The sequence below is a fragment of the Actinomycetota bacterium genome (genome assembly GCA_030017835.1).
GTDB lineage: Bacteria > Actinomycetota > Aquicultoria > UBA3085 > Oleimmundimicrobiaceae > Yes70-04.
On record JASEGU010000013.1, the window covers coordinates 1 to 20,687 of the forward strand.

Genomic DNA, 20,687 nt, shown 5'->3' on the forward strand with positions numbered 1-20,687 from the left:
GGCCGCCTTTAGGCGGCCACTTCGACTACGCTTAAAGCCATCCTTTGAAAGGGCAATCAGCTTTAGGCGCTTAGGGACTTATTTATGGCGTTCAGATAGGCCTTGGCGCTGGCTTCGATGATGTCTGTGCTGATGCCCCGGCCAAGATATTTCTTGCCTCCGATCTCAAGTTGGATGGTGACATCGCCCTGAGCATCCAAGCCGCCGGTTATGGCGCTGACGTTGTAGAAGAGGAGCCTAGCCTGGACATTCAAGGCCGAGGCTATGGCCTTGCACGAGGCGTTGACCGGCCCGTCGCCTTCGGCCGTGCGCTCTATCGTCTCAGAGTTCTTGACCAATTTTACGGTAGCCGTGGGCGTCTGGTCGCTTCCGCTCACCACGTGAAGATAGGCCAGATTGTAGACCTCTCCTTGAGCCGTCCTCACCTCGTCGGCAATCAAGGCCTCCAGATCATCGTCGGATATCTCCGCCTTCTTATCGGCGAGCTCCTTGAAGCGTTCATATGTCCGCTCGAGCTCATCATCGGCAAGAACATGGCCCATATTCTCCAAATGTTGACGGAGGGCGTGACGTCCAGAGGTCTTGCCCAAAATTATCTTGCTCTCGGTGAGACCCACCCTTTCCGGGCTCATGATCTCGTAGGTGGTCCTATCCTTGAGCATGCCATCGGTATGAATGCCAGAGGAGTGGGCAAAGGCGTTGGCCCCGACTATCGCCTTGTTGAATTGGATCTGATAGCCGGTCAAGGTGCTGACGAGGCGACTGGTCCTGATTATCTCTTCGGTCTTAATGTTGGTCTTCTTGCCAAGGCTTGGATAGTGAGTATCTAAGATCATGATCAGCTCTTCCAAGGCGGCATTACCGGCCCGCTCGCCGAGGCCGTTTATGGTACACTCCACCTGGTTTGCTCCATTCTGGACGGCGGCCAGGCTATTGGCCACAGCAAGGCCAAGATCATTGTGGCAATGGACGCTTAAGATCACGTCATTTAGCCCGGCCACATTATTCTTAAGCTCCCTTATCAAGCGGCCAAATTCATCGGGTAGCGCGTAGCCGACCGTATCTGGAATATTTATCCGGGTTGCCCCCGCCTCGATGGCCGCGCCAACCACCTTGCAGAGAAAATTAAAGTCTGAGCGAGTGGCATCTTCGGGCGAGAACTCCACCTCGTCGAGATAGCTTTTGGCCCTTTTGACGGCCGCTTCGGCCATCTTCAATACCTCATCCTTGCTCTTTTTGAGTTTGCGCTCGATATGTATGTCTGAGGTGGCCAAAAAGGTGTGGATCATCGGTTTTTCGGCCCCTTTGACCGCTTCGAAGGCGCGATCGATATCGGCATCAACGGCCCGAGCCAGCCCCGCAACGAAGGGCCCTTTTATCCGATCGGCCACGGTCTTGACCGCTTCAAAGTCGCCCGGCGAGGTTATGGGAAAACCGGCCTCGATGGCATCGACCCCGAGCCTTGCCAACTGCTCTGCAATCTCGAGCTTTTCGCGAATATTTAAACTTATGCCGGGTGACTGCTCGCCATCCCTTAGCGTTGTATCGAATATGTAGACCTTATCTTCCATCTCCGCCTCTAGATGTTTAAATCGACGAATTTCGCCTTCATGACTCCTGGTATCGCCTCTATCTCCTTTAATGCTTTCTCCGAAATCGGCTCGTCCACGTTGAGTACACTTATGGCATCGCCCCTCGCCTTCATCCGGCCAAACTGCATCCTGGCTATATTTACGTTGTGCTTGCCGAGGGTGGTTCCAATATTTCCGATCATGCCCGGCCGGTCCTCGTTATGAACGATTAGCATATACTCCGATGGGATGACATCGACATCGTAGCCGAAGAGATTCATTATCCTCATCTTGCCCGGACTAAGCAGGGTGCCCGAGACGACGAAGTCATCCTTGCTCAAGGTTATCGAATTGACATATTCACAAGTCTTGGTCGTCCGGCTCTCCTTGACCTCGATGCCCCTCTCGGCGGCCAGACTCGGCGCGTTAACATAGGTTACCGGCTCTTGAACCACAGACTCCAGAAGACCCTTTATTACGGCGATGGTTAAAAGCTCTAGGCTCTTCCCGGTCGCTATGTCGCCGGAATACTCAATATCCAAGGAGTTTATCTGACCGCCCGCAAGCTTCATAAAGAATTTGCCCAAGACCTCGGCCAGTGGCAGAAATGGTTTTAAGATATCCACGGTCTCGGGGGCGACCGCCGCCACATTGACCGCGTTGCTGACAAAATCGCCCTTTAGGGCGGCAATCACCTGCTCGGCGACGATTACGCCCGCCTTATCCTGAGCCTCTATGGTTGAGGCGGCGATATGAGGTGTGACTATTACGCTGTCCAACTCAAGCAGGGGTCCCTTGGTATAGGGCTCTTCGGTAAATACATCTATGCCGGCTCCGGCCACCTTGCCATCCTTTATGGCATCGGCCAAGGCCTGCTCATCCACTATCCCGCCCCTTGAGGTATTTATGATCCTGACCCCGTCCTTCATCATGGCAAACTCTTTCTTTCCTATCAAACCCAGAGTCTCTTTAGCTTTTGGCAAGTGAACCGTTATCACATCACAGACCTTGAAGAAGTCGGCGATATTGTCGATGACTTCGATGCCTATCTGTTTGAAGCGGTCGGATGAGACATAAGGATCGTAGGCTACGACCTTCATGCCCAATCCCCTTGCCCGGCTGGCCACCAAGGTTCCGATGCGACCCAAACCGAGTACCCCCATCACCTTATCATTCAACTCAATCCCCATGAATTTGGACTTCTCCCACTTGCCGTTCTTCATTGAGTTGGTGGCCTGAACTATCATCCTGGCTTGGGTCATCAGCAGGGCCAATGCATGTTCAGCTGCGGATATGATGTTGCTCTGGGGAGCGTTGGCCACAATGATACCCCGCTTGGTCGCGGCCATTATGTCTATGTTGTCGACGCCGATACCGGCCCGGCCGATCACCTTTAGTTTAGAACCCTTCATGATGGCTTCCTTATCGACCTGAGTTGCGCTTCTTACGATCAAGCCGTCGTAGTCAGAGAGACAGGCCAGCATGTCATCTCTGGACATATCGAAAGCTAAGTCCACCTCAAATCCGGCCTCCTTCAGCTTCTCAATACCGAGATCTGCAATCTGCTCTTTGACAAGTACCTTCATTCTCTTCGCTCCCTTTGCCTATCGATTGGATCTATTTAAAAATCGTTCTCCAAAAATACCTTCTCAGCGGCCGTGATACCGGCCCCTTGTTCGAATTTATAGGCGAGCTCTTTTAGGGTCATCTCAATTCCGCTTAGAGTGGTTATGATATCAAACCTATCATAATAGCCCAAGTGACCGAGGCGAAATATTAGACCGGTCACCTTGCCTTGGCCACCGGCTATGGTCAGCCCGTACTTCTCCCTCATGATCTTGACTATCTCCTTGCTATTTATCCCTTCCGGCGCCTTTATGGCCGTGACCGCATTGGAGGTATCATCACATGCTCCGAAGAACTCCAAACCCAGAGCTTTGACACCGGCTCGGGCCGCTTTGCCCAAGATACTATGTCTCTTGATTATATTGTCCAGCCCCTCGGCCTTGATCATCTTGAGCGCCTCATCGAGGGCCAAGACCAGCGAGACGGGCGGGGTGAAGGGGTTCTGGGGCGTATCTTTCTTGAGAGCGGCCAGCGATTTTTCGTAGCTGAAGTAAAATTTGGGCAGCGTTGATTTCTCCACCATCGCCCAGGCCTTCTCGGATACGGCCGCAAAGGCGAGCCCGGGCGGGGCCATGAGCGCCTTTTGAGAGCCGCATACGGCCACATCAACGTGCCAAGCGTCCGTCCGAAATTCGAGGGCGCCAAGACCGCTAACCGTATCGACTATCAAGGCGGCCTTGGTATCTTTGACCATATCGCCTATGACCTTAATGTCGTTGACGATGCCGGTCGAGGTCTCGCTATGGGTAACGAAGACCCCCTTGATATCGGGATCATTAGCAAGGGACTTCCTTATATCATCGGGATTTGCCTTCTCTCCCCACTCATAGGCGAGCTCTGTCACCTCGAGACCGTAGGCCTTGGATATTTTGGCAAAACGCTCTCCGAAGTTTCCGGTATTTACCACGATGACCTTATCGCCTTGTGAAAATAGGTTGACGACGGCCGACTCCATAGCTCCGGTTCCCGACGAGCTGAAGATGAGGACATCATTGTCGGTCTGAAAGACATATTTTAGGCCATCCAAGACCGAGGTGAAGACCTTGGAGTAGTAAGGAGCCCGGTGATGGATCATCGGCTTAGCCTGGGCGAGCAAGACTTCGGCCGGGACTGGGGTCGGACCTGGAGTCATCAGGTAATTTTTCTTCATTGCTTGTGCCACCTTTCACAATCTTTTAAAACAATCTTACCCAATTTCGGGCAGAACCACAAGCTAAAAGAGGTAGTAATCTACTTCTTTATCCAGCTCATCATGGAGCGGAGTCTCTTGCCGACCTGCTCTATTTGATGGTCGGCTTCCCGTTTCTTGATCGCGTTGTAGACTGGGCGTCCGGCCATGTTCTCGAGTATCCACTCATTGGCGAACTCACCGTCTTGTATGCGACGGAGGGCCTCCTTCATGGCCGCCCGCGAGCTCTCCCCGATGATCTTCTTGCCAACGGATATATCGCCGTATTCGGCCGTATCGCTTATCGAGTAGCGCATGCCACTGATGCCGCTCTCATAGATGAGATCGACTATCAGCTTTAGCTCATGCAAGCATTCGAAGTAGGCGACCTCGGGTTGATAGCCGGCCCCAACCAACGTCTCAAACCCCGCTCTGATAAGCTCGGAGGTGCCGCCGCAGAGGACGCACTGCTCGCCGAAGAGATCGGTCTCGGTCTCCTCTTTGAAGGTGGTTTCAAGGACGCCCGCCCGAGTGGAACCGATGCCCTTGGCGTAAGCCAAGCTGATCTCCTTGGCCTTACCTGAGTGATCTTGATAGATTGCAAAGAGGGCCGGAACGCCATTACCCTCCTGATAGGTCCGCCTGACCAGGTGACCGGGTCCTTTGGGAGCGACCATGATGACATCGACGTCTTCCCTTGGAAGTATCTGATGAAAATGGATATTGAAGCCGTGGGCAAACATCAGCACATTTCCGGGAGCGAGATTCTCATTTATCTCCGAGTAGAAGACCTGCTTCTGAACCTGGTCGGGAACGAGGATCATGATGATATCGGCCGCCTTGGCGGCCTGACCCGGCTCCATCAGAGTAAGCCCAGCCTCACGCACGGCCGAGGCCGACTTGCTATCCTTCTTGAGTCCAACCACCACATCTAACCCGCTCTCGTGAAGGTTTAAAGCGTGGGCGTGGCCCTGGCTTCCAAAGCCGATAACGGCTATTTTTTTCCCTTTAATGACGCCCAGGTCTCCGTCCTTGTCGTAGTACATCTCTGCCATTAATTCCTCCTTGAGTTGATGATCGATGATCAAACTTAAGTTAAAAATCAAACCAGCTATCTATTCCGATTTTAGTCCCCGGCTCAGAGCGATCTTGCCGGTTCTGGCAAGCTCCTTGATACCGTAGGGACGGAGCATCTCCTCAAAGGCGTTGAGCTTGTCGGCGCTTCCGGTTATCTCGATGGTCAAGGTATTTTTGGCCACGTCGACGATATTGGCTCTGAAGATATCGACTATCTCGATTATCTGTGCCCGGGTGGTTGGGGGGGCATTCACCTTGATGAGCACCAATTCGCGCTGAATAGACTCTTTGGGATCGAGGTCGTTTATCTTGAGCACGTTTATCAACTTGTGAAGCTGCTTGGTCACCTGCTCCAAGGTATGGGTCTCACCATCGACCACGATGGTCATGCGCGAGTAATTGGGGTCCTCGGTCGGACCGACCGCCAGGCTATCGATGTTGAAGCCCCGCCGGCTGAAGAGACCGGCAACCCTGGTTAAGACACCCGGCTCGTTATCAACCAAAACGGATAGTGTATGTTTCACTCTCCTTCGCCTCCCATCATATCGCTTATGGAACCGCCGGCCGGCACCATCGGAAATACGTTCTCCTCTCGCTCGACGACGAAATCTATGACGTAAGTCTCGGGCGAGGCGATGGCCTCCTTGATGGCCGCCTCAACATCATCTTTTTCGGTGACCCTGAGTCCCTTGGCTCCATAGGCCTCGGCCAGTTTAACAAAGTCGGGCGTTCCGACGGCAATATCGGTGTGAGAGTAGCGACGGTCGTAGAAGAGCTCCTGCCACTGCCTAACCATACCCAGATAGCCGTTGTTCAAGATGAATATGTTAACGGGCAGCTTGTTTGCAACGGCCGTGGCCAGCTCTTGGGAGACCATTTGGATGCTGCCGTCGCCCGCGATATCGATGACGACCTTATCCGGGCAGCCGACCTGAGCCCCGATGGCTGAAGGAAAACCGAAGCCCATGGTACCCAGACCCCCCGACGAGATAAAGGTTCTCGGCTTAAGCGCCCTAAAGTATTGGGCCGCCCACATCTGATTCTGTCCGACTTCGGTCGCGATTATGGCTTCGCCCGCCGTTATCTCTGATATCTTCTCGACCACGAATTCGGGGCGAAGCTTATCATCCTTTTTGTAGGTAAGCGGATACTTCTCCTTCCAGCCTTCAATCTTCTTGCGCCAAGAAGAGATGTCGGCGGAGCCATCGGCCCTCTCCTTCTCTATCTCCTCAATTAGTTGAGAGATGACAACCTTGGCATCTCCTACTATCGGGATTCTGGCCTTGAGATTCTTGCTTATCTCGGCCGGATCGACATCGATGTGGATTATCGTGGCCCCTTGAGCAAAGGTCGAGAGCTTGCCCGTCACTCGATCGTCGAAACGCATGCCGATGGCCAAGAGGAGGTCGCACTCGGTCAAAGCATGGTTGGCCGCACGCATGCCATGCATGCCGGGCATCCCGATGAAGAGATCGTCATTTTCGGGAAAACCCCCTTTGCCCATGAGGGTGATAGTAATCGGTATCTGGGTCAATTTAACCAGTTTAAAAAGTTCATCCCAGGCTCCGGAGCGCAAGATGCCGCCCCCGGCGACGATGACAGGTTTTTTGGCCGAGAGGATGGCTCCGGCCGCCTGTTTTATCTGGCGCGCGTGTCCCTTTTGAGTGGGGTTATACCCGGCAAGGCTCAACTGAGTTGGTTGTTTGAAGACGAACTCGGCCTTTGATATATCGACCGGGATATCGATGAGGACCGGGCCTGGCCGCCCCGTCGAGGCGATGTAGAAGGCCTCCTTGATGATCCTTGGAAGCCCCTTGACGTCCTTGACCAGGTAACTATTCTTAACTATCGGCAGCGTTATGCCGGTAATATCGGCCTCCTGAAAGCCGTCCGTCCCGAGCAGGGTCGTTGCCACCTGACCGGTTATGGCCACCAGCGGTATCGAGTCGAGATAGGCGTTTGCTATCCCGGTAACCAGATTGGTCGCTCCGGGTCCGGATGTAGCCAGGCAAACCCCAACCCTTCCAGTCGCCCTAGCGTAGCCGTCGGCTGCGTGAGCTGCACACTGCTCGTGGCGAACCAGGATGTGACGTATCTTGGAGTCATATATGACGTCATAAATGGGAAGGACGACGCCTCCGGGGTAGCCGAAGATTACTTCGACGCCCTCATCTTCCAAACATTTGATCAAAGCCTGTGCACCAGTTAATTTCACGTCATCACCTCTCATTTTTTTATTTTTATTCCATAGGTTGATCTAAACTGGTTAACTTAAAGTAACTCTATTCTATTATCGCACCCTTGGCGGCCGAAGAGACCAGGCGCTGATAGCGGGCCAGATAACCCTTTAGGACCTTGGGCGGTTTAGGAACCCAAGCCTTTTTACGTTCGGCGAGCTCACTGTGTGAGACCTTCAAGTTTATGCTCTTATTTGGTATATCTATTGAAATCCTATCGCCATCTTTGATGAGGGCGATCGCCCCGCCCTCCGCCGCTTCCGGAGAGACGTGGCCGATGGCCGCCCCCCGGCTGCCGCCGGAAAAACGACCGTCGGTTATAAGGGCGACTTTACTGTCCAATCCCATGCCGGCTATGGCCGAAGTTGGGGTGAGCATCTCGCGCATCCCCGGCCCACCTTTGGGCCCCTCGTAACGGATAACGACGATGTCTCCCGCCTCTATCTTGCAACCGAGAATCGCTTCCACCGCCTCCTCCTCGGAGTCAAAGACCTTGGCTGGTCCCTCATGAACCAGCATCTCTTTGTCAACGGCTGACTGCTTGACGACTGCACCATCGACGGCCAAGTTACCTCTTAAGATGGCAAGCCCGCCCGATTTTGAGTAGGGATTATCGATCGATCTTATGGCGCCGTTATCGAAGGCCCTTGCCGCCTTTATATTTTCATCGACCGCCCGGCCGCTTACCGTCATCGCCTCGGTGTTTATCAAACCTTTTTTAGATAGCTCGGCCATGACCGCTTGAACGCCGCCAGCTTCGTCTAAGTCTTGGATGTGGTGCTTTCCGGCCGGACTTATCTTGCAGAGGTTGGGAGTCACATCGCTCACCTCGTTGAACATCTCAAGGCTTAAGGGAAAGCCGGCCTCCTTGGCTATGGCCGGAAGGTGAAGGACGGTATTGGTCGAGCAACCCAGAGCCATATCGACGGTGAGCGCATTGCCAAAGGCCGCCTCGCTCATTATATCTTTTGGACGGATATCTTTCTTTTGCATCTCCATGACGGCGATGCCGGCCATCTTGGCCAGCCTAATCCTCTTGGCATAAACCGCAGGAATCGTCCCGTTTCCGGGAAGAGCCATGCCGATCGCCTCAGTCAAACAGTTCATCGAGTTGGCTGTAAACATACCGGCGCAGGAGCCACAGCCCGGACAAGCCGAATCTTCGATTTCGGCCAATTCCTCCTCGCTCATATTGCGGGAGCTGACCGCCCCCACCCCCTCGAAGACCGAGATGAGATCGATGTCGGTCCCCTTGTAACGACCGGCCAGCATCGGTCCGCCGCTTATGAAGATGGTCGGGATGTTGACGCGGGCCGCCGCCATCAGCATACCGGGAACTACCTTGTCGCAATTGGGTATCATGACCATGGCATCGAAGGCGTGGGCTTCCACCATGAGCTCGATGGAGTCGGCGATTATTTCGCGGCTGGGCAGCGAATGCTTCATGCCGGCGTGATTCATGGCGATGCCGTCGCAGATGCCGATGGTGGAGAACTCTATCGGGGTCCCGCCGCCCATACGGACTCCGGCCGCGGCAGCTTTCGCGATCTTGTCCAGATTGATGTGACCGGGCACTATTTCGTTGTATGAGTTGACGATGGCCACAAAGGGCTGGTCTATCTCTTGGTCGGTCAGACCATCGGCTTTGAGAAGCGACCTATGGGGTGACTTGCTCACTCCCCGTTTGGCCATATCGCTCTTCAAGATGGCGCCCCCTTAAAGGTCGAAAAAATTTGAAGGTATAATTCTACTATAAAACGGTGTGGCTGTGAAGGAAATTGCCCGTTTGAAATCGACTTTTATCGCTCCGTTTTGATGATGATCGAATGATGATGATTAAATTTAGGTGAAAAAAATTATAAGCGCAGGCGAAAGCCAAAGGCTTCCGCCTACTTCAAAAAAGTCATTCACCGATTCTTAGATGAGAAAATGAGCCTTAAATAATTGGCTTTAAGGCTTTGACCTCCAGAGACCGTGAACGTTGCAGTACTCTCTCATCTCAAAGTCATCGCCCATCACGCAAAAATCTGCCTCCGGTTTGCCCGTCGGGTTCAGTTTTTTCCTGAAGGTTCCCCCATCGGTTATGACTTCAATCCATTCGATGTGATGCTCCATCCCCATCGGATGCGGGGTCGCCCCGACCTTAACTTTGACCCCTGAGGCGCTCTTTTCGGCCACCGGAAGATGCTTCTCAAAGCCGACATCTTCGGTCTTCTCGGTCAAAAGGATCATCGGCTCGCCGCAGCAGACGAGCTCGCCCACCCCGGTATGGAGGACCGAGGCGATGTTTCCGCAAATCTCACACTTGTAGATCTGGCCTAGCTTCGTCATACAATCATCTCCTTTGAATGATTAGTATTCCTCGCACCTGACCTGATAGAAGGCTCTTGGATGGTCGCAGGAAGGACATTTTTCGGGCGGTTCGGCCCCAATATGCGGATAGCCGCATTCGCGGCAGAACCACTCGACGGGAGCCGCTTTCTTGAAGACGGTTTCCCCCTCCACCTGCTTTAAAAGTCTCTTGAACCTATCCTCGTGATGACTCTCGGCCTTGCCGATTGCCCTCAAGCGATTGGCGATATCGTTTAAACCTTCCAAGTCACCCAAGTCGGCAAATTCAGGATACATTTCGGTATATTCGTAATTCTCACCGGCTATGGTGGCTCTTAGGTTTTCGGCCGTAGTCCCAAAGATGGTCGGAGCGGCCGAACCCACGGCAATCTCATCCAGATTCTCGCTTGATTTGGCTTTCAGCTCGCCTATCAGCCTAAAGAGCCATTTGGCATGCTGCTTCTCATTGTCGGCTGTGATCGTAAAGACCTCAGCTATCTGCTCAAAGCCCTCATCCTTGGCAACTTTGGCATAGAAGGTGTAGCGATTCCTAGCCTGGCTCTCGCCGATAAAAGCCTTGCAGAGATTCTTAATCGTCTCTTGCATCAAACCATCCCCTTTCAATTTTTTGGTTATCTTTAAATTTTACCACCCATCGTCAAACGTAAAGATCGGCCAAATGAGTTATCATTCGATTGAATCGGCCACTCTGCTCCGTAACTCAATCAAGTTTATTTCGGGAGGCGCAAAGAATCTGAGCGGCGGGGTTATCGTCCCCACCCCGAAAAAGAAGGTGGCGCTGAGGATAAACAAAAAGAGGACCCGGGAGGCCACGGTCAAGACTGCCTGATCTCGGCCGAAAGCTTCTCTTTAAGTTGCGATACTATCGCCTCGATGGCCTTGGCCGCTTCATCGTCGGTCAGTGTCCTCTCCATGGATTGGAAGAGAAGACTGTAAGCCAGGCTCTTTCTGCCAGCACCCAACTCCTCGCCCCTGTAAAGATCGAATAGCCTTGCGTCCTTCAAGAGCTTTCCCCCGCTTTTTAGTATCACCTCAATCACCTCTTGGTGGGTGACGAGGTCACCCACCAGCATCGAGATGTCGAGATTGATGCCGGGAAAACGGGGAATATCCTCAAATTTCTTTACTGAATCGACCCCTTGGATCAAGCTATCAACAGAGAGTTCGAATATGGCAACGTTTGGACCGAGCTCATAGGCCGCGGCCACTTTAGGGTGAACCTTCCCGAGGATGCCCGCGCTCCTACTTTTGATGAAGAGTTCGGCCGCCATGGATGGATGAAGGCTCAGATGATCGACCCTTTTAAATTGATACTCCCTTATGTGAAGATCTAAGAGGAGCTTTTCTATAACCCCTTTGATGTCGTAAAAATCTATATCGATCGCCTTTGAATACCAATGGTCTTGGCCACTCGCCCCGGCCAAGGCGGCCGAGACCATCAGACTCTCCTTGGGCAACTCCTCCCCCTCTTGCTCCTTGAATACCCGGGCCATCTCAAATATCTTGACGTTATCGTTTTTGCGGTTTAGGTTCCACTTGACCGTTTCAAGGAGGCTTGGGATGAGGGTGGTACGAAGGACCGCTTGCTCCTCACCTAGGGGGTTTTTTAGCCACATTGCCCCCTCATAGTCAGAAGCTCCCTCAAGACCTGCGCCACGCAAATAATCCGGCGAGACGAAGGTATAACTCATCGTCTCAAAGAGCCCAGCCGATATGAGCGAGCCCGCGATCATTTTCTTGATCTTTTGGGCCAAGGTCAGCCCGCCGACAGCCTCGCCCCTCGGCAAGGTCGACTCTATCTTGTTGTAGCCGTGGGTCCGGGCTATCTCTTCAATCAGATCTATCTCGCGGGTGAGATCAGGCCTAAATGTCGGTGCGGCGACTTTAATCTCGCCGCCCATGGCAACCTCGGCCGCGATCTCGAGCGAGGTCAGGATATCGATCAGATTATCGATAGCAAGGTTGGTGCCCAGGATCTGGTTGACCCTGTTGACCCTAAGGTTCAATTCTTTGGGTTCAATCTTTTTGGGATAGACGTCTATCCTACCCTTGAGCACCTCTCCTCCAGCCACCAATTTTATTAGCTCGGCCGCTCTGTCGCAGGCCCATGGCGCCCCATTTGGATCGCTGCCCCGCTCAAAACGCAAAGATGATTCCGAGATCAGGCCGAGGTCCCTTGAGGTCCGGCTGATATTTGCGGCGTTGAAATGAGCCGACTCCAAAAGGATCGCCCTTGTCTCACTTGAGACCTCGCTATCAGAGCCGCCCATAACCCCGGCAAGAGCAATCGGCCCCGACGGATCGGTTATGGCAAGTATGGTAGAGTTCAAGCTTCTCTCAACATCGTCCAGGGTGGTGATGGTCTCGTTATCTCTGGCTCTTCTGACTATGATCTTACCATCCTTGATCTTGGCCAGGTCGAAGGCATGGAGGGGCTGGCCCATCTCCAGCATTACATAGTTGGTCACATCGACCACGTTGCTTATCGGCCGGATACCGGCCGCTTTTAGCCTTCTTTGCATCCAGTCGGGAGAGGGGGCAATCTTCACCCCATCGATCACCCTGGCCACATACCTTGGACAGAGATCCGGGTCATCTATCTCAACCTCGGCCCGAGCCGAAACCTCTTGACCCTCGTCTTTGAGACCGATGGACGGTTTTTTGAGCTCCTTGCCCGTCAGGGCAGAGACCTCCCTTGCGATGCCGATCATGCTCAAGCAATCGGGGCGATTTGGGGTTATTTCCAGCTCCAAGATGGTATCATCTAGACCGAGCGCCTCGCCCAAACTTCTTCCAAGCCCGACCTCACTATCGATGATCATGATGCCGCTTGCATCCTCACCAAGACCGAGCTCGACGGCCGAGCAGATCATACCCTCCGACTCGACTCCCCTTATCTTGGCCTTCTTGAGCTTCTCGCCTTTGAGGATGGCCTGGGCCTTGGCCACCGCCACCCGATCGCCCTCCTTCATGTTCTTGGCTCCGCAGACGATTGATAGGTCTTGATCGCCTACGTCCACGGAGACTAACACCAGGCTGTCGGCATTGGGATGGGGCTCGATCTTTGAAATCTTGCCCACCACAACGCCTTCAAAATCACCGCCGATCCTTCCCACCGATTCTACGGCCGTGCCGCTTAAATCGAGCTTCTCCTTGAGCTCACCTGGGCTAATATCGAGATCGACGTAGTCTTTTAACCAATCTATTGAAACCTTCATTGCTTGTCCTCCAGGATCAAAATTGTCTTAAAAATCTCAGATCGTTCTCGAAGAAGAGCCTTATGTCGCTGACGCCATATTTGAGCATGGCTATCCTCTCGACTCCCATACCGAAGGCAAATCCGCTCAACTCCTCGGGATCGTAGCCGACTTCACTAAGGACCTTTGGATCGACCATGCCGGATCCAAGGATCTCCAGCCAACCGCTGCCAGAGCAGACCCTGCAACCTGAGCCCTTGCAGATTATGCAGGCCACATCGACTTCGGCGCTCGGCTCGGTGAAGGGAAAGAAGTGGGGGCGAAGCCTTACCCGGGCGGAGTCGGAGAATAACTTCTTGGCGACCACCTCCAAGGTGCCCTTAAGGTCACCAAAGGTAATATTTTTGTCGACCGCCAAACCCTCGACCTGATGGAACATGGGGGAATGACTGGGATCGGACACGTCACGCCGATAGACGCGGCCGTGCGATATCATGTAGAGGGGAGGCTTCCTCTTCTTCATCGTCCTAATCTGAACCGGCGATGTATGGGTTCGAAGCAAGGCCCCCTTTTTCTCCATGTAAAGGGTGTCCATGAGCGATCTGGCCGGATGATCAACCGGAGTATTTAAGGCATCGAAGTTATAATAATCCGTCTCGACTTCCGGTCCCTCTGCAATGAAGTAGCCAAGGCCGATGAATATTTCGCTTATTTCATCGATGACCTGGCTTATCAAATGGGCTCTACCGGAAGGCAGAAGGCGGCCAGGCAGGCTGATGTCTATCGCCTCATCCTCCATGCGCCTATTGAGATCTTCCGCCTCGAGCTGAGTCCTCCTTGATGAGATGGATGACTCGAAGAGTTCCTTTATCTCATTGGTGACCTTGCCAAATTTTGGCCGCTCAAGCGGATCAAGCGAGCCAAGCGTCTTTATCGCCTCGGTCAACTCGCCCTTCTTGCCCAGAAGGGCGACCCTTGCCGCCTCCAAGCTCTTAAGCGAGTCCGAAGAGTTGATCGCCTCAAGGCCTTGCTTCTTTATCCTCTCAAGTTCATCAAATATCGACATCGAAACCCCCTCTAGAGACTTAAAAACATTTTAGCCAAAAAAATAAACCCCGTCCAAAAAAGGGACGAGGTTTTTAACCCGCGGTACCACCCTGCTTCCCCAAGATTTACTTGGGACGCTTTCATCTTTTAACGCCGGATTATCCGCGTTGAGCCCTAGTTGCGACGCCTCGCTTTCGGACTCACAGCTCAAGAGCGAAACCTTGGCCGGCTTAACCTTTGGACCGCTTTCAGCTTGAGCGCTCCTCTCTGTGTTGGTCTATACCGACCGGCTCTCCGTCAAAGCTTTTGAGATATTCGGTTTTTTAAGAGACCTTAAGCCCCGAGCTTCTCCTTGGCCAAAGTTGCGGCCTTGGCAAAGCTCTCGGGATCGTTTACGGCCATATCGGATAGGACCTTTCTGTCTATCTCGATATTGGCAAGTTTTAGACCATTCATCAGACGGCTGTAGGATATGCCGTTTTGACGCGCGGCCGCGTTTATCCTGGTTATCCAGAGCTTTCTAAAGTCTCTCTTTTTGTTTCTGCGATCCCTGTATGAGTAGGAGAGAGAATGCATGAGCTGCTCCTTGGCGGCCCGGTAGGAGCGGGATTTGGCTCCATAGTAACCCCTGGCCAGCTTCAAGAGCTTTCTTCTCTTCTTCCTTGCATTAACTCCTCGTTTTACCCGCGACATATAAAAACCCCCTAATTAACTTCGTATTAGATCATTTTTTTGATTCTTTTTTCGTCCGCCTCTGAGACGAGTGCGGATTTGGCAAGATTCATCTTTCTCTTGGGAGACTTTTTCTCCAAGATGTGGCTCTTGCCATTGCGCATCCGAACTATCTTGCCCGATCCAGTAAGCCTGAATCTTTTGGCTGCGCCCTTGTGAGTTTTTATCTTTGGCATCTATTCAGCATCCCCTTTCTTTACGGATGGATCATTGCTTTTGGGCTTATTTATCGGTGAAAATACCATAACCATATTTCTGCCATCCAATTTTGGAGCCGATTCCACCACGGCAAGTGTCTCTAAATCCTCGGCCAACCTCTTTAAGATCGCCGTGCCGATATCAGTGTGGGCCATCTCGCGGCCCCTGAACATCACCGTAACTTTGACCTTGTCTCCGTGATTTAAGAACCTTTCAACGTGCTTCTTTTTGGTCTCATAATCATGCTTATCTATCTTGGGCCGAAACTTGATCTCTTTGACAACCGTTATGGTCTGGTGCTTCTTGGCTTTTTTGGCCTTCTGCTCTTGCTCATATTTATACTTTCCATAATCCATTATCCGACAGACCGGAGGAGCCGCCTGAGGAGCCACCTCGACCAGATCCAAGCCCTTCTCCTCAGCTATGGCCAGCGCCTCGCGCATGGGCTTTATGCCGAGCTGTTCGCCGTCATCTGAGATCAGTCTGACCTCTTGGGCACGTATTCTAGAGTTGATACGAACGTCTGTGTTTATTTATTTTCACCCCCCAGGGTATCAATGGTCCCCTCACAAAAAAAGGGTGGCCGAAAGCCACCCGATAAATCCAAAAGATACTTTTAGTGACCTCTGGGCTGCCTATGCGCCGTAAGGTGAGAAGCGGTGGCTTCTACTTTCAATATTTCATATACAATTTTAAGAAGGAAAGTATAACCTTATGTGGCTGGCATGTCCAGTCAGACTTTAGGATTTAGTATCGACCTCTTCTTTGAGCTTCTTGATAAAGCCCTCAAGCTCCAGACCTCTCTCCTCTTTGCCGTCTCGGCTTCGCACAGATAAAGTCCTGGCCTCCACCTCGTTATCGCCGACAATCACCATGTAGGGCATCTTTTTCAGCTGAGCGTCCCTTATCTTCTTATTTACCGACTCGCCCCTCTGATCCACTTCCACCCTAAGCCCCAGGCTCCTAAGCCCATCTGCCACCTCAAAGGCGTAATCGTTATGGCGGTCGGCGATCGGAAGGATGACCGCTTGAATCGGAGCTAGCCAAAGGGGAAAGGCCCCCACGTAGTGCTCGATCAAACAGCCCATGAAGCGCTCGAGTGAGCCAAGGAGCGCCCGGTGAATCATTATCGGACGGTGCTCGGTATTATCGCCGCCCATGTAGGTCAGGTCAAAGCGCTCGGGATTGTTGAAATCGACTTGGATGGTCGAGCACTGCCAGGCCCTCCCCAGAGCATCCTTTATCTTGATATCGATCTTGGGACCGTAGAAGACGCCTTCGCCCGGATCGATCTCATAGCTTAAGGAGGTCCGATCAAGGGCCTTCTTTAGGGCCTCGGTCGCAAGCTCCCAATGCTCAATATCGCCGACGTATTTTTCCGGGCGCGTCGAAACGTAGATATCATATTCGGCAAAACCAAAGGTCTTTAGCATAAAGGTCACGATATCCAATATTTTTATTATCTCATCTTCGATTTGGCTTTCCCGGCAAAAGATGTGGGCGTCATCCTGGGTAAAACCCCTCACCCGAAGCAGGCCGTGCAAAACGCCGGAGCGCTCGAAGCGATAGACGGTGCCGAGCTCGGCCCAGCGCAAGGGAAGCTCGCGGTAGCTCCTGGTTTTAGATTTGAAGATCAGAAGATGGGCCGGGCAGTTCATCGGCTTGATGACGTACTCTTGCCCCTCCACATCCATTGGAGAGTACATATTGTCACGATAAAAATCCCAATGACCACTCGTCTTCCAGAGATCTACCTTGGCGATGTGGGGGGTCATGACCAGCTCATAACCCCTATTCAAATGCTCGTCTCGCCAGAAGTCCTCGACGATCTTCCTGATGAGAGCCCCTTTGGGATGCCAGAGAACCAGGCCCGCTCCAAAATCGTCATCCATGCTGAAGAGGTCGAGTTCTTTGCCGAGCTTGCGATGGTCCCGCTTTAAGGCCTCTTCTTGAAGCTCAAGGAATCTCTTCAAGTCCTTGGGATCGTTGAAGGCCGTCCCATAGATCCTCTTGAGCATCGGCCGCCTCTCATCGCCCCGCCAGTAGGCTCCCGCCAAACTTAAGAGCTTTAACGCTTTCAATCTACCGCTCGAAGGGATATGGGGACCGCGGCAGAGATCGGTGAAACCGCCGCTCTTATAGACCTTGATCTCATCTTCCTCGATATCCTCGATCAACTCGACCTTATAATCCTGGCCGAGCGATTTGAATAGCTTTATCGCCTCTTCTTTGCCCATGACTTCTGAGGTGAAGGTTTCATCCCTGGCTATGATCTCCTCTATCTTGGCATAGGTCCGCTCCAGATCGTCCGGACCAATCGGCTGGCTCACCTCAAAATCATAGTAGAATCCGCCCTCGATGGCCGGACCTATGCCAAATTTGGCGCCCGGATAGAGCTCGCTTATGGCCGCGGCCATGATATGAGAGGCGCTATGGCGGTAAATTTCGGGCCCCTCGATTGAAGCGAAGGTTATTATCTCAAGAGATGAATCATTGGTAAGGGAAGTGCTTAAATCGACGAGCGCGCCATCGACCTTGGCGGCCAAAGCGTCCTTGGCAAGTTTTGGACCGATTAAGGAGGCAACCTCCAAAGGGGTTGCGCCCGCCTCAGCCTTGCGCACCGAGCCATCAGGAAGGGTTAGGTTGATCTCACCGGCCATCTAAAACCTCCAAGGAATGAATAGAAAAGATTATAGCATAGAGGTAGAGTGAGGTAAGAGATCTGAAGAAAAGTGGTGGGCGCTACTGGATTCGAACCAGTGACCCCTTCCGCGTCAGGGAAGTACTCTCCCGCTGAGCTAAGCGCCCACTTGAGTGAAGCCCAAAAACTAAAGGATAGACTATCTGTAGAATCTAAATAACTTGGAGGCGGCGAGCGGATTTGAACCGCTGAATCGAGGTTTTGCAGACCTCTGCCTTACCACTTGGCTACGCCGCCAGATGGAAATCTTGGCCCTCCGCCCTATAAACTAATGGCCAATGGCCTTTCTCTGGACAATACTTCAAACACCATCGACCATGAACTTGTTCTGGAGCGGAAGACGGGATTTGAACCCGCGACCCTCACCTTGGCAAGGTGATGCTCTACCACTGAGCCACTTCCGCTTATTTTACAGAAGGTATTCTAGCATCTAGGTTTGGATAGTGCAATAATTCGATTGATACCAAACCGCTTGCATGCCCGGTCCAAAAGGGATGCGCAATCGGTAAGCTTACCCCTTTTTGTCGAAGAAATTCGCCAAGGAACTCACGGCCTCATCGAGCGTTTTGGGCGGCTCAATATCATAGCCCATCCCCCTTAGGCTTGCAAAGAGAACCGGGATGTCGGGCGGGACCATCTCGACCTGCTCTAAGCTTTTAGGGTCCAAAAACAGGTCTGCGGGAACGCCTTTGCCCACGATCTCGGCGTGATTGATCAGGTAGACTACGTTTGCAAAGCGCCAGACCAGATTGACGTCATGGGTGGTCATCACGATCGTCATCTTTCTATTCTCATTCAACTTAAGAAGAATATCTATCATGTCATTCTGACTGCGCTGGTCGAGACCACTAAGCGACTCGTCCAAGATCAACAGCTTGGGATCGGTGACTAAAGCGCCGGCCAAAGCCACCTTCTTCTTCTCCCCGCCCGAAAGGTTGTGGGGCATCCTATCCTTTAGTTCGGTTATGCCCACCTCGTCCATTATGGCCGCCACTTTAGATAATACCTCCGCCTCGGCGATTCCCCTATTGCGCAAGGTAAAGGAGATATCGTCTTGAACGGTCGGACCGATGATTTGGTCATCGACATTTTGGAAGACCACCCCAATCTTCGAAATAACCTCATCGAAGTGATCCTTTGGATCCTTGTCAAATACCTCTATCTTGCCCTCGCTCGCCTTGAGTAGCCCTATTATGTGAGAGAGAAGGGTAGTCTTGCCGCTGCCGTTGGGCCCCAAGATTGCCACCCTCTCGCCCTCACAGACCACAAAATCGAGTCCGCAAAGACTGATTTCAACAGAATCGGGGTATACGTGCTTTAAGCATTTAACCTTGACTATCTCTTTCATCTTAATGTTATGGCCCCCAGAAATAAGCCCGCTCCAAGCAGAAGCGGAAATAGATCGTATGCGGATGGTTTCTTTTTCAAGCCGTGATGGGTGATCCCCCCATGATATCCCCTAATATTTAAGATGCTGCTACTTCTTGAGCTCATATCGATGGCGTGGATCAGGAGCGTCCCAAGGATGCTCCCCAAGTTCTTTAAGTTAAAGAGGAGCCTCTTTGGCGTAAGACCTCCTCTGATCTTTAGAGACGTCATAAGATCATTGAGCTCTTTTAAGAGTATAAAAAACGACCTATATGTCATGAAGAGGGCATCTGCCACCAGCTTCGGCATAAATTTGGCCATGGCACCGAAGATATCGAAGTAATTGGTCGTGGCAAAGAGGATCAAGAGGCCGAGGGCGGCGGCCACCGCCTTGGAGATGATGACAAGTGGCTGGACAAAAGAGACGTTGATTTGGCTGAGCGCAAAGATGGCCGCAAAGATGGCCATGTAAGAGGTCATGAAGAGAAGCTTTATGGTGGGTAATTTTAAAGCCGAAATAAGAAAGATCAGAAGCAGTAGTAGCGAGACCAACTGGGCCAATTCATTCAAGATTATGACGGCAAACACGACGCTGGCCGCAAAGAAGATCTTTGATGGAGCGGACGCACGATGAAAGGGACTCTTGCCCGACGAAGCGAGCGAATCTATCAGGTATAGCTCCACTATCTCTCCTTGCCATCGATTAGCTCGGGTCTGACCTTACCAATAAATGATACCATCTCCGCTATGATAAAACTCTCGATTAGCCAGCCGATGGAGGCAAGCGGCACCACTATCTTGGCGAAGTTAATGAGCGAGATCTCACCATACTCATCACCATCCCGTTCCTCTTCATCATGGTGACCCTCTTCAAGTTCGTGACTTTCATCCCCATCTGGCCCATGAATATGTAGTATATCCCCTGGACTGCTTCCGGTCATAACCACCATGCCGATCATCAGAGCCGTAGATAGAACCAAGGCAGCAAACGTCGTAAGAAAGGCCGCCCATTTTATGGAAATCATCCTCCTAAGTGACCTAAAGAAGATGAATCCAAAACAGGCTTCGGCGCCGGTTATGAGGGCATTCAAGCCGACGACGGTAATTCCACCATGACCGGTGAGGGCCAGAATCAGATTGACCACAAAAGCAGAGATGAAGGCGGCAAATGGACCAAGAATGATGCCGGCAAGCACGCTCAGGTTGAGATGATAGCCCAGAATGGGTAGCGGAACGATCATTCCGAGCAGCATGACCGCCCCGAGGACGCCGATCTTGGGCACGATATTTTTTAAATCGACAGCCTTAAGCTTATATAGCGAGAGGCCAAGAAGAGACGCCGTGATAAGAAAGCCGATGATGAGCCAACTGGGAGCGATTATTCCATCCGGAATATGCAAGTGCGACATGGTC

The 20,687-nt window shown here is 52.3% G+C and carries 19 protein-coding genes, 3 tRNA genes and 1 other annotated feature; of the genes, 1 reads left to right on the plus strand and 21 read right to left on the minus strand.

Going from position 1 to position 20,687, the window contains the following annotated elements:
* Window positions 1–62: 62 nt before the first annotated feature.
* The 9 genes from QMD53_04470 to QMD53_04510 all read right to left on the minus strand — a co-directional run bounded on the left by QMD53_04470 (window position 63) and on the right by QMD53_04510 (window position 10,616).
* Window positions 63–1,571 carry a 2-isopropylmalate synthase gene (locus QMD53_04470; GenBank protein MDI6799912.1) on the minus strand — a complete coding sequence of 503 codons (1,509 nt, stop codon included), beginning with the start codon at window positions 1,569–1,571 and terminating at the stop codon, window positions 63–65.
* Window positions 1,572–1,579: 8 nt separating this feature from the next.
* Window positions 1,580–3,157, minus strand: a complete 1,578-nt coding sequence (gene serA / locus QMD53_04475; GenBank protein ID MDI6799913.1) for a phosphoglycerate dehydrogenase — start codon at window positions 3,155–3,157, stop codon at window positions 1,580–1,582.
* A gap of 35 nt (window positions 3,158–3,192) precedes the next feature.
* Complete coding sequence (locus QMD53_04480; protein ID MDI6799914.1) at window positions 3,193–4,347, minus strand: alanine--glyoxylate aminotransferase family protein; 1,155 nt, start codon at window positions 4,345–4,347, stop codon at window positions 3,193–3,195.
* Window positions 4,348–4,427: 80 nt separating this feature from the next.
* Complete coding sequence (gene ilvC / locus QMD53_04485; protein ID MDI6799915.1) at window positions 4,428–5,420, minus strand: ketol-acid reductoisomerase; 993 nt, start codon at window positions 5,418–5,420, stop codon at window positions 4,428–4,430.
* A gap of 60 nt (window positions 5,421–5,480) precedes the next feature.
* Window positions 5,481–5,966: an acetolactate synthase small subunit gene (ilvN, locus tag QMD53_04490; GenBank protein MDI6799916.1), complete on the minus strand. Its 486-nt coding sequence runs from the start codon at window positions 5,964–5,966 to the stop codon at window positions 5,481–5,483.
* Window positions 5,963–7,672, minus strand: coding sequence for a biosynthetic-type acetolactate synthase large subunit (gene ilvB / locus QMD53_04495; protein MDI6799917.1), 1,710 nt, complete (start codon window positions 7,670–7,672; stop codon window positions 5,963–5,965). Before ilvB ends, ilvN begins: the two co-directional genes overlap by 4 nt.
* A 52-nt stretch (window positions 7,673–7,724) precedes the next feature.
* On the minus strand, window positions 7,725–9,383 hold the full coding sequence (gene ilvD, locus QMD53_04500) for a dihydroxy-acid dehydratase (GenBank protein ID MDI6799918.1): 1,659 nt from the start codon (window positions 9,381–9,383) through the stop codon (window positions 7,725–7,727).
* 246 nt (window positions 9,384–9,629) lie between these two features.
* Window positions 9,630–10,010 carry a desulfoferrodoxin gene (locus QMD53_04505; protein ID MDI6799919.1) on the minus strand — a complete coding sequence of 127 codons (381 nt, stop codon included), beginning with the start codon at window positions 10,008–10,010 and terminating at the stop codon, window positions 9,630–9,632.
* Between the two features lie 21 nt (window positions 10,011–10,031).
* Window positions 10,032–10,616, minus strand: a complete 585-nt coding sequence (locus QMD53_04510; GenBank protein MDI6799920.1) for a rubrerythrin family protein — start codon at window positions 10,614–10,616, stop codon at window positions 10,032–10,034.
* A gap of 73 nt (window positions 10,617–10,689) precedes the next feature.
* On the opposite strand from QMD53_04510, the gene QMD53_04515 reads away from it, so the two are divergent.
* On the plus strand, window positions 10,690–10,860 hold the full coding sequence (locus QMD53_04515) for a hypothetical protein (protein ID MDI6799921.1): 171 nt from the start codon (window positions 10,690–10,692) through the stop codon (window positions 10,858–10,860).
* Here QMD53_04515 and pheT read toward each other — a convergent pair.
* From pheT to QMD53_04575, 12 genes are all read right to left on the minus strand, one after another.
* Window positions 10,847–13,249 carry a phenylalanine--tRNA ligase subunit beta gene (pheT, locus tag QMD53_04520; GenBank protein ID MDI6799922.1) on the minus strand — a complete coding sequence of 801 codons (2,403 nt, stop codon included), beginning with the start codon at window positions 13,247–13,249 and terminating at the stop codon, window positions 10,847–10,849. The two genes, QMD53_04515 and pheT, sit on opposite strands and share 14 nt — an antisense overlap.
* Before the next feature lie 16 nt (window positions 13,250–13,265).
* Window positions 13,266–14,288 (minus strand): phenylalanine--tRNA ligase subunit alpha, encoded by a 1,023-nt coding sequence (pheS, locus tag QMD53_04525; GenBank protein MDI6799923.1) that lies wholly within the window; start codon window positions 14,286–14,288, stop codon window positions 13,266–13,268.
* 320 nt (window positions 14,289–14,608) lie between these two features.
* Window positions 14,609–14,968, minus strand: coding sequence for a 50S ribosomal protein L20 (gene rplT / locus QMD53_04530; protein ID MDI6799924.1), 360 nt, complete (start codon window positions 14,966–14,968; stop codon window positions 14,609–14,611).
* Between the two features lie 26 nt (window positions 14,969–14,994).
* Entirely contained in the window at window positions 14,995–15,183 is a 189-nt protein-coding gene (gene rpmI / locus QMD53_04535; GenBank protein ID MDI6799925.1) for a 50S ribosomal protein L35, read from the minus strand.
* Window positions 15,184–15,738 (minus strand): translation initiation factor IF-3, encoded by a 555-nt coding sequence (infC, locus tag QMD53_04540; protein MDI6799926.1) that lies wholly within the window; start codon window positions 15,736–15,738, stop codon window positions 15,184–15,186.
* A 32-nt stretch (window positions 15,739–15,770) separates the two neighbouring features.
* Window positions 15,771–15,883: a sequence feature (ribosomal protein L20 leader region), on the minus strand.
* Window positions 15,884–15,945: 62 nt separating this feature from the next.
* Window positions 15,946–17,865, minus strand: a complete 1,920-nt coding sequence (gene thrS / locus QMD53_04545; GenBank protein MDI6799927.1) for a threonine--tRNA ligase — start codon at window positions 17,863–17,865, stop codon at window positions 15,946–15,948.
* 73 nt (window positions 17,866–17,938) lie between these two features.
* Window positions 17,939–18,013 (minus strand) — tRNA-Val (locus QMD53_04550).
* Between the two features lie 55 nt (window positions 18,014–18,068).
* Window positions 18,069–18,143: transfer RNA gene (locus QMD53_04555), tRNA-Cys, on the minus strand.
* A gap of 92 nt (window positions 18,144–18,235) precedes the next feature.
* Window positions 18,236–18,310: transfer RNA gene (locus QMD53_04560), tRNA-Gly, on the minus strand.
* 107 nt (window positions 18,311–18,417) lie between these two features.
* The gene (locus QMD53_04565) at window positions 18,418–19,254 is read right to left on the minus strand and encodes an ABC transporter ATP-binding protein (protein MDI6799928.1); all 837 of its coding nucleotides are present in this window, start codon (window positions 19,252–19,254) and stop codon (window positions 18,418–18,420) included.
* The gene (locus QMD53_04570; GenBank protein MDI6799929.1) at window positions 19,251–19,958 is read right to left on the minus strand and encodes an energy-coupling factor transporter transmembrane component T; all 708 of its coding nucleotides are present in this window, start codon (window positions 19,956–19,958) and stop codon (window positions 19,251–19,253) included. Before QMD53_04570 ends, QMD53_04565 begins: the two co-directional genes overlap by 4 nt.
* Window positions 19,958–20,683, minus strand: a complete 726-nt coding sequence (locus tag QMD53_04575) for an energy-coupling factor ABC transporter permease (GenBank protein ID MDI6799930.1) — start codon at window positions 20,681–20,683, stop codon at window positions 19,958–19,960. Before QMD53_04575 ends, QMD53_04570 begins: the two co-directional genes overlap by 1 nt.
* Window positions 20,684–20,687: the final 4 nt, after the last annotated feature.

Bases quoted from the DNA above. Each gene is read 5' to 3' on its own strand.
- QMD53_04470 (MDI6799912.1), bottom strand. From the start codon at position 1,571: ATGGAAGATAAGGTCTACATATTCGATACAACGCTAAGGGATGGCGAG.
- serA (MDI6799913.1), bottom strand. From the start codon at position 3,157: ATGAAGGTACTTGTCAAAGAGCAGATTGCAGATCTCGGTATTGAGAAG.
- QMD53_04480 (MDI6799914.1), bottom strand. From the start codon at position 4,347: ATGAAGAAAAATTACCTGATGACTCCAGGTCCGACCCCAGTCCCGGCC.
- ilvC (MDI6799915.1), bottom strand. From the start codon at position 5,420: ATGGCAGAGATGTACTACGACAAGGACGGAGACCTGGGCGTCATTAAA.
- ilvB (MDI6799917.1), bottom strand. From the start codon at position 7,672: ATGAGAGGTGATGACGTGAAATTAACTGGTGCACAGGCTTTGATCAAA.
- QMD53_04505 (MDI6799919.1), bottom strand. From the start codon at position 10,010: ATGACGAAGCTAGGCCAGATCTACAAGTGTGAGATTTGCGGAAACATC.
- QMD53_04510 (MDI6799920.1), bottom strand. From the start codon at position 10,616: ATGCAAGAGACGATTAAGAATCTCTGCAAGGCTTTTATCGGCGAGAGC.
- QMD53_04515 (MDI6799921.1), top strand. From the start codon at position 10,690: ATGAGTTATCATTCGATTGAATCGGCCACTCTGCTCCGTAACTCAATC.
- pheT (MDI6799922.1), bottom strand. From the start codon at position 13,249: ATGAAGGTTTCAATAGATTGGTTAAAAGACTACGTCGATCTCGATATT.
- rplT (MDI6799924.1), bottom strand. From the start codon at position 14,968: ATGTCGCGGGTAAAACGAGGAGTTAATGCAAGGAAGAAGAGAAGAAAG.
- rpmI (MDI6799925.1), bottom strand. From the start codon at position 15,183: ATGCCAAAGATAAAAACTCACAAGGGCGCAGCCAAAAGATTCAGGCTT.
- thrS (MDI6799927.1), bottom strand. From the start codon at position 17,865: ATGGCCGGTGAGATCAACCTAACCCTTCCTGATGGCTCGGTGCGCAAG.
- QMD53_04565 (MDI6799928.1), bottom strand. From the start codon at position 19,254: ATGAAAGAGATAGTCAAGGTTAAATGCTTAAAGCACGTATACCCCGAT.
- QMD53_04575 (MDI6799930.1), bottom strand. From the start codon at position 20,683: ATGTCGCACTTGCATATTCCGGATGGAATAATCGCTCCCAGTTGGCTC.